Source organism: Mesorhizobium sp. M4B.F.Ca.ET.089.01.1.1, assembly GCF_004022605.1.
GTDB lineage: Bacteria > Pseudomonadota > Alphaproteobacteria > Rhizobiales > Rhizobiaceae > Mesorhizobium > Mesorhizobium abyssinicae.
In genome coordinates this window covers 1-5459 of sequence record NZ_RZOS01000392.1, presented here as the reverse complement: position 1 = coordinate 5459, position 5459 = coordinate 1, and the positions used below count along the sequence as shown (strand labels likewise).

Below are 5459 nucleotides of genomic sequence, written 5' to 3'. Positions count from 1 at the left end.
CCGGATTGTAGATCTCGAACAGCGGCGCGTTCACCGTTTTCTCCTCACCGGCTTCCGGGTCGTCGTCGAGGTCGTTGTATTCGGCCATGACATTGCCCGCGAAAGCCGAAATCAGGTTGTGGTTGGGCGGAAAGGTCTTGCCGATCAGCTCGGCGTCGTCGGCATAGAGGATCATGCCGTCGCGCCGCCAAAGCTTGAACGAGACCAGCCGCTTGCCGAGCGCGCCCTGGCCCAGCGTCTCGTCCAGCGCCCGCTTGACGGTGTCGCTGAGCTCGCGGCTCTTGCGCATGTCGGGCAAGAGCGGCGCGATCACGCTGTCGACATAGAGCGCCGTGGTGGCGGCGGAATTGCGCATGACGCCGTCCCGGATCTGCGAAGTCACCCAAAGCCCGACCAGCAGCATCGCGGCCAGCAACCCGACGCCGCTGGCAATGAAGAACTGCAGCGCCAGCGACAACCTGCCCCATCGCCGCAAAAATCCCCCCAAGAAAGTCCCGAACAATCGCACACCTCTCCCCTGGCTGCGAAGACTATAGACTTAGTCCGGCGTTTGCGACATCGACCTTGGTGTGGGCCACTGGGAGCCACCGTTGGCATTGTGCAGTCTCTTGGTGCGACGCGATGCGGTCACTTCGGGCTGCTTCAGCTTCCGAACCGGGCGCTGGCGAAACGGTTCGGGAAGCCCCGGGAGGTGACGTCCGTCAAATGGACGAGACGGGCCGATGGCTGGCATGCCGGCTCATCCCTTCGTGGGCTACGCACTCAGGCTTAATTGAGTGATTGCTAATATGTTTGTAGGGTCCGTGGCGCGGCGGGCGTGCGACACCCGAACCCGCAGTGGCCGGTGCGGCTTGCCCCCCGAAGCCCAAGCCCCAAGCTGCGCCGGCCATTATGGCGGGGTGCTTCGCCCAGTGAATTCCTTACCGGGTTCGCTTTGTGCTGTTCGTTCGATGAACAGCTTGGCATGTTCGGCCCAATCGGCCGCCGTGACGCCATGCTCACGGGCCGATTTCTGGAAAGCCTCGCGCAGAAGGTCGAGGTCGAAGGCCGAAAGCCGCTTGTTGTCCGATACCTGATTGCGCGCCACCGCTACCCCCGGAAGCGAGTCATATACTTCTCTATATCTTTCATATGCCCCGCGAGTTGGGGCTTACAAGCGCATGTCCTGACTTCTTTTGGGTGCAATTGCGTCCCGTGGGCCGGTATCACTCACCGTTGGCCGCGCCGGATGGCTCGGTGCGATCTGCTTGCCGCCGGACATCCGCCCGGTCCGGCTGGCTGGGTCCTCAAGGAAATGCTAATATTGATCGCGCCGATGCAAGCATTTGCAGCTTCGCGCGGCCAGTGGCGGCGGTTGCCGTCGAGGGGACGGCATGCGGATCGCAATGATAGGTGCGGGCGGCATCGGCGGCTATGTCGGCGCCAGGCTCGCCGAGGCGGGAGGCGACGTCAGCTTCATTGCTCGCGGCGCCCACTTGCAGGCAATGCGCGAGGGCGGCCTGCGGATTCAAAGCGATATCGGCAACGTCTTTCTGGCCGATGTGTGCGCGAGCGACTCGCCGGCCGATATCGGTCCCGTCGATCTCGTGATCTTCGCGGTCAAGCTCTACGACAGCGAGAAGGCCGCCGGCGCGCTCGGACCGCTCGTCAGCGGGAAAACGCGCGTCGTGACGCTGCAGAACGGCATCGACAGCGTCGGCATTCTCCGCCGCCATATTCCCAGCGACAGCGTCATTGGTGGCGCCACCTATCTATCCGGCTTCATCAAGCAGCCCGGAGAAGTCGTCCACGCCGGCGGGCTGCCTCACATTCTCGTCGGCGGGCATGGCGATCCTCTCATCAAGGATCTTCAGGCGCTATGCGATCGCGCTATCGGGCTGGAGCTGAAGCCGGTTGCCGACATCGACAATGTGCTGTGGGAGAAGTTCGTGACATTGGCGGCCTTCTCCGGCGGAACGTCGCTGATGCGCTCGGGCATCGGTCCGATCCTCGACGACCCCGAGGCGCGTATCTTCATCGAACAGCTGCGCGATGAGGGAATAGCGATTGCCGCGGCGGCCGGCCATCCGCTGGCCGAGGGGTTCGAAGGACGCGTCACGACCAGATGGTCCGCATTCCCCCCGCATGTGAAATCGTCGATGGCCAACGATCTCGAAAGAGGGAAACCGATCGAGGTCGCCTGGCTGTCCGGGCGGATGCACGAGCTGGGCATCAAGTTCGGCATAGCGACCCCTGGCCACACGGCGGTCTTCCGCGCCTTGCATCTCCACGCAGCCGGTGCCGTCCCCTAGCGGCATCCCATCGACCTTCCATGGAGGGCGTCATGACATCGAGCGAAGGCATGCCGGTGACGACAGGGAGCGAGGCAACAGGCTCCCAAAATATGTTCAACCAGGAGCTCGAGACCTACCGCAGGATCGTGGCGGCGAACCTGATGTTCCATCGCGAGGTCTATCGCCTGCTGCGCGACGTGCTCACGGAGCTTGCGCCCGCGTCGTTCCGGTTTCTCGACATTGCCTGCGGCGACGCCGGCGCCTCGGCCGCGACGTTGAGGACGACCACGATCGGCAACTATGTCGGCATCGATTTGTCGGAAGCATCGCTGCGGCTTGCGGCCCGAGAGCTCGATGTCCTGCCTTGCCCCGTTGAGCTGCGCTGCAGCGATTTCGTGGATGCGATGGCGAAGTGGTCGGAACCCGTCGACGTGATCTGGATCGGCATGTCGCTGCACCACCTATCGACTGAGGGCAAGGCCCGGCTGATGCGCAACGTCCGCAGGGCCCTGGGAGGGATGGGCCTGTTCGTCATCTGGGAGCCCGCTTTGTTCGAGGGAGAGGATCGCGCTGCCTGGCTCGCGCGCTTTTCCTTGCTGCGCGATGAATGGTCGGCCGTCTCCGACGAGGAGTTCGCCGCCATGGAACGGCACATGCTTCTGGCCGATTTCCCGGAAACCGCAGCGAGATGGCTCGGCATGGGGCGCGAAGCCGGCTTTTCCCATGCGGAGGAAATATTCGTGATGCCGAACAGAATGGGTAGGATGTTCCGGTACTGGAACTGACCAAGGGCGCGATGATGGCATCCAAACTGAAGCCGGACGACATTGAACCGGGTGATGCGCCGGTTCCCTCGGCAATCGAGCTTGTCGGCCGCTGGGGACGGCTGCGTCCGCTCGACGCCGCGCGCGACGCGGCAGGGCTCTATCCGCTCTCGCATGACGAGCACACGCAGGCCACCTGGATCGACATGAAGGTGGGGCCGTTCGCCACCGAGCGGGCCTTTGCCGAACATGTCGCCGCCCTGGTGGCGGATCCGAAGCGCGCCTTCTTCGCCGTCGACCGTCCCGACGGCGGGCCGCTCGGCTGGCTCTGCCTGATGGAGGCGAGGCCCGCGCACCATGTCGTCGAGCTTGGCTACGTGCTCTACACGCCGCCGCTGCAGCGCACCCGGCTCGCCACCGAGGCGCTCTATCTCATCCTGCGCCACGTCTTCGACGATCTCGGCTACCGGCGTCTGGAATGGACCTGCACCTCGACCAACCAGCGCTCGCGCAAGGCAGCCGATCGTCTCGGCTTCGTCTATGAAGGCATGCTGCGCGAGGGCCTGTTCCTGAAGGGCAAGCCGCGCGACATCTGCATGTACTCGATACTCTCCAGCGAATGGCCGGCCCGCCGCGCCGCCCTCGAGGCCTGGCTCGATCCCGCGAACTTCCGCGATGGGCGGCAAATCTGGTCGCTAACCGAAATACGTGCGGCTGCCGGCCATGATCCTGGGGAGCCGGCGGATCCGCCGCTGCCGCTCTGACCGAAAACCCTTGCCGGTAGCGATGCCGGTTTCGTGCTAATCAACTCAGCGGTTTCGCATGCAGGGGGCAGGCCTATGAGGGCGCTCGAAATCTCCAACCAGGACTTGTCGCGGCTTGCGGATGAGGCGATGGACCTCGCCCGGACCTACTGGGCCTCGCTTGACGATCGACCGGCCTATCCGTCGACCAGCGGCAAAGAGACGACCGAGCTTTTCTCGCGGCCCTGGGCCGAGGAGGGCAGGGGCCGCGACGTCCTCAAAGACTTCGAGTTGATCGCCGCGCGTGCGCGACCGTCCGCCGGCAGGTTCTTCGCTTATGTCTTCGGCTCGGGCGAGCCGGTCGGGGCGCTGGGAGAGTTGCTGGCCTCGGTGCTCAATCAGAACGTCGCCTCGTGGCGATCGGCTCCGGCGGCGACGTCGATCGAGCACGCCGTCGTCGGGTGGCTGGCGCAGGCGGTCGGCTGCGCCGGGTTCACAGGCAGCCTTTGTGGCGGCGGCTCGGCGGCAAACCTGATGGCGCTGGCGATGGCGCGTGAAGCAAAGCTGCCGGCCAACGAAACGGGAGTGCGCGGCGGTGTCATCTATGCGTCCGAGCAGGTGCACATGTCCATTCCGAAGGCGGTGGCGCTGCTCGGCATCGGCAGGTCGAACCTGCGGCTGGTTGCCGTCGACGATCAGTTCCGGATGCGTCCGGACGCCCTGCAGGCGGCCATCGCCGCCGATCGCGCGGCCGGACGAATGCCCATCGCCATCGTCGCCACGGTCGGCACCATCGTCTCCGGCGCCATCGATCCGCTGCCCGAGATCGCCGACATCGCCGGGCGCGAGGGCCTATGGCTGCATGTCGACGGCGCATATGGCGTATTGGCCGCCCTGGCCCTGCCGGAACAGCTCAATTCGTTGGCGCTGGCGGATTCGCTTTCGCTCGACGCGCACAAATGGCTCTATCAGCCGCTGGACTGCGGCTGCCTGCTGCATCGCCACCCGGACATCGCGCGCAAGACGTTTTCGCACAGCGACGACTATGTCGGCCTGCTGAGTCAGGATCCGACGGAAGGTTTCGCCTTCTTCGAGGAATCGTTCGAGCTGTCGCGGCGTTTCCGCGCACTGAAGCTTTGGCTGTCGCTGCAATATCACGGGCGCCGCGCCTTTCGCGAGGCGATCGCCGAGGACCTGCGCCATGCAAGGCTGCTGGCGGAGGCGGTCGAGGCGCATCCGGAGCTGGAGCTTCTGGCGCCGGTGCCGCTCAGCGCGGTCTGTTTCCGCCATCGCGCCAAGGATAACAGGGCGATCCTGAGACGCGTGAATGCCCGCGGTCGCGTCTATCTGTCGAACGCGACGGTCCGCGACCAGTTCGCGCTCAGGGCGTGCTTCGTCAACCACCGGACGACGGACGGCAATGTGTCGGAAATCGTCTCGGAGGTCATCGCGGCCGCCGGCGAAGTGAACGATTGAGGTAAGGTTCGCCGGTCGACGATAATCTCACTCGACGAAGCCGAACCTGTCGACGTCGAACAGGCCCATGTCGGTCAGCTTGAGATGCGGGATGACCGGCAGCGCCAGGAACGCCACCTGCAGGAACGGCTCAGGGATCGTGCAGCCGATCGCGCGTGTGGCCTCGCGCAGCTGGTGCAGTGCATGGGTGACGGTCTCGAAGG

At 64.9% G+C, this 5459-nt stretch carries 6 protein-coding genes and 1 pseudogene; 4 read left to right on the top strand and 3 right to left on the bottom strand.

Translation table 11 applies throughout. The annotated features are described in order from the left end of the window. Together EN780_RS26680 and EN780_RS26675 are read right to left on the bottom strand one after the other, a co-directional pair. Positions 1 to 457 (bottom strand): annotated as a pseudogene (locus tag EN780_RS26680) (sensor histidine kinase); the annotation flags it as partial. A 432-nt stretch (positions 458 to 889) separates the two neighbouring features. Further along, complete coding sequence (locus EN780_RS26675; protein WP_128275783.1) at positions 890 to 1087, bottom strand: hypothetical protein; 198 nt, start codon at positions 1085 to 1087, stop codon at positions 890 to 892. A 286-nt stretch (positions 1088 to 1373) separates the two neighbouring features. Here EN780_RS26675 and EN780_RS26670 point away from each other — a divergent pair, with 286 nt between their 5' ends. The 4 genes from EN780_RS26670 to EN780_RS26655 all read left to right on the top strand — a co-directional run bounded on the left by EN780_RS26670 (position 1374) and on the right by EN780_RS26655 (position 5256). Then, positions 1374 to 2291 carry a 2-dehydropantoate 2-reductase gene (locus EN780_RS26670; protein ID WP_245493406.1) on the top strand — a complete coding sequence of 306 codons (918 nt, stop codon included), beginning with the start codon at positions 1374 to 1376 and terminating at the stop codon, positions 2289 to 2291. 128 nt (positions 2292 to 2419) lie between these two features. Further along, positions 2420 to 3058 carry a class I SAM-dependent methyltransferase gene (locus EN780_RS26665; RefSeq protein WP_189556754.1) on the top strand — a complete coding sequence of 213 codons (639 nt, stop codon included), beginning with the start codon at positions 2420 to 2422 and terminating at the stop codon, positions 3056 to 3058. 14 nt (positions 3059 to 3072) lie between these two features. After that, positions 3073 to 3801, top strand: coding sequence for a GNAT family protein (locus tag EN780_RS26660; protein WP_189556751.1), 729 nt, complete (start codon positions 3073 to 3075; stop codon positions 3799 to 3801). Positions 3802 to 3876: 75 nt separating this feature from the next. Next, complete coding sequence (locus tag EN780_RS26655) at positions 3877 to 5256, top strand: pyridoxal-dependent decarboxylase (protein ID WP_128275780.1); 1380 nt, start codon at positions 3877 to 3879, stop codon at positions 5254 to 5256. A 27-nt stretch (positions 5257 to 5283) separates the two neighbouring features. On the opposite strand, the gene EN780_RS26650 is transcribed toward EN780_RS26655, so the two are convergent. Then, the coding region (locus tag EN780_RS26650) for an adenine deaminase C-terminal domain-containing protein (RefSeq protein ID WP_210215054.1) at positions 5284 to 5459 on the bottom strand (176 nt) is incomplete at its 5' end.

Coding starts and splice junctions, on each gene's coding strand:
- EN780_RS26670 (WP_245493406.1), top strand. CDS start 1,374: ATGCGGATCGCAATGATAGGTGCGGGCGGCATCGGCGGCTATGTCGGC.
- EN780_RS26660 (WP_189556751.1), top strand. CDS start 3,073: ATGGCATCCAAACTGAAGCCGGACGACATTGAACCGGGTGATGCGCCG.
- EN780_RS26655 (WP_128275780.1), top strand. CDS start 3,877: ATGAGGGCGCTCGAAATCTCCAACCAGGACTTGTCGCGGCTTGCGGAT.